The following is a 2,233-nucleotide window of genomic DNA, read 5'->3' as shown; positions in this document are numbered from 1 at the left end:
GTAAGCGTCCGACCAACCACATCTTGTCAACCCCAACTCCGCGCCAGAGCTTTGCCCTAAACCAAAGCAAAAAGCCATGCGCCACAGCCCCACCGCCATCCGTCAATTTTTGATCGAGCAGCGGCTCAGCGGCCTGACGGTCGCCGCCTTCTGTGAAGAACACGAGCTGAAGGTGCCTACTTTCTATTCCTGGAAGAAGAAATACGGAGAAGCGGAAGCTTCTCTCAGCGAAGGCTTCTGTAAGATAACGCCAAAGCGGGAACGCGCCGAACGAAGCCTGAGGCTACCGAGCGGATTACGGCTCGAACTGATCGGCCTGACCACCACGGAAATCGCCGAATTGATCCTCGAAATCGACCGCGCGCATGCTTAGCTTTTCCAGCCGACAGCGGTACTTTTTATATCGTGGTGCGACCGACATGCGTAAAGGTTTTAACGGTCTTAGCGGAATAGTTCGTCAGCATATCAATCACGATTTGTTAAGCGGCGATGTATTTATTTTTCTCAATAAGCGCCGCGACCGGGTCAAGTTGTTGGTGTGGGATCGGACGGGCTTTGTTGTTTGGTACAAGGTGCTGGAGCAGGGAACTTTTGAGCTGCCGGCCGCTGAAAACGACAGTCTGGAAATGTCCTGGACGGATATTCAGCTATTTTTGGAGGGTATCGAAATTAAATCGGTAAAAAGGCGCAAAAGATACCGTCGAGTGGCTTGACAAATGCCCGAAGTGCCGTATTTTTTGCCCTATGAGCACGGAGGTTCTCATTGCGGAAAATAAAGAGCTCAGGGAGCAAAATGCTAGCCTGCGCCACCGGCTAGACCAGCTCGAGCGGTTGATCTTTGCTGCCAAATCCGAACGCTTTGCACCTGCGTCCGCGCCGGAACAAATGGCATTGTGGGACGAGGGCGCGAACGCAGGTGCAGAGGATGTTGAGAAGCAAACCGTCACTTATAAGCGGAAGAAAAAGTCGGCACATGCCGGTCGCCAGCCGCTGCCTGACCACCTTCCCGTCGACGAAGTAACCCTTGAACCTGAGGAAGATACGGAAGGCTTGAAGCGCATCGGCGAAGAAATTACCGACACGCTGGATTACGTTCCGGGTAGCTTGCGCATCAAGCGGACGATCCGCCCGAAGTACGCCCGCCCCGAAGAAGTTGAGGGGGAAGCGACCATAGTTATTGCTCCGCTGCCAGCGCGTCCGATAGAAAAAGGCATCCCCGAACCAGGGCTGTTGGCACACGTTTTTGTCGCCAAATATGTCGATCACCAACCGTTCTACCGACAAATCAAAGGCTTCGCTCGCGATTACAACTGGAAGGCGGGGTCATCGACCTTCTCCGATTGGCTCGCCGCCTGTTGCACGCTTATGGAGCCGCTTTACCAATGTCTGCTGCGAAAAGTGATCGACACCGATTATGTGCAGACCGATGAATCACCAATCAAGGTACTCGACTCGGAAAAGAAGGGCAAAACACACCAGGGCTACATGTGGGTCTACCGCAACCCTGTGTCCGGGCTCATCCTGTTTGAGTACCGGAAAGGACGTGGAGCCAACGGCGTGCTTGAGCGACTAAAAGACTTCACAGGCTACCTGCAAACTGATGGTTACTCAGCATACAAAACGTATCTGAAAAAACACCCCGAGGTGGAGGGCGTCAGCTGCCTGGCACATATCCGGCGTAAGTTCTTTAATGCCCGAAAGAATGATCGCCGCAAAGCTGATATGGCATTAGCTGCAATTAATTTTATCTACCACGTCGACGCACACTGCCGGCGGCGCAACCGGAATGCCCAGGAACGACTCGCGATCCGACAACGTTTATCCCTTCCGGTATACAACGCCTTACTCGACTGGGTGAATTACGCTCAGGTCAATAACCTGTCGAAGGGCGATGTGGGCAAGGCGCTCCACTACGCCAAGAACGAGCTCCCCAAACTAAGGGCCTGCTTCACCGACGGCCGCCTGGAGCTAGACAACAACCTGATCGAAAACTCTATCCGGCCGCTGGCCCTGGGGCGCAAGAACTACCTCTTCGCCGGGTCTCACCCCGCCGCTAAGCGGGCCGCGATGATGTATTCCTTTTTTGCCAGCTGCCAAAAACTGGACGTCAACCCAAGAGAATGGCTCCAGGATGTACTTGAGCGGTTGCCGGACCACCCTGTTAATGGGCTGGAGGCGTTACTGCCGGGGGAATGGGGTAAGGATGGTGAGGTGTAGTTGGTCGGATGGTTAC

3 protein-coding genes are annotated in these 2,233 nt (G+C 54.2%); all 3 read left to right on the top strand.

From position 1 onward, the window contains the following. Positions 1–76: 76 nt before the first annotated feature. From tnpA to tnpC, 3 genes are read left to right on the top strand one after another with little or no spacing between them, the layout of a single operon-like run. The gene (gene tnpA / locus BM123_RS23670) at positions 77–373 is read left to right on the top strand and encodes an IS66 family insertion sequence element accessory protein TnpA (protein ID WP_090173613.1); all 297 of its coding nucleotides are present in this window, start codon (positions 77–79) and stop codon (positions 371–373) included. Further along, complete coding sequence (gene tnpB, locus BM123_RS23665; protein WP_090173609.1) at positions 366–713, top strand: IS66 family insertion sequence element accessory protein TnpB; 348 nt, start codon at positions 366–368, stop codon at positions 711–713. Before tnpA ends, tnpB begins: the two co-directional genes overlap by 8 nt. Positions 714–744: 31 nt before the next feature. Beyond that, a complete protein-coding gene (gene tnpC / locus BM123_RS23660) occupies positions 745–2,217 on the top strand; it encodes an IS66 family transposase (protein ID WP_090173607.1) in 1,473 nt (490 codons plus the stop codon). The last annotated feature ends 16 nt before the right edge of the window (positions 2,218–2,233 follow it).

It is taken from the genome of Neolewinella agarilytica, from assembly GCF_900110645.1.
Lineage (GTDB): Bacteria > Bacteroidota > Bacteroidia > Chitinophagales > Saprospiraceae > Neolewinella > Neolewinella agarilytica.
Note: the sequence above shows the minus strand (reverse complement) of the source record. Positions and strands in the feature narration are given on the sequence as shown.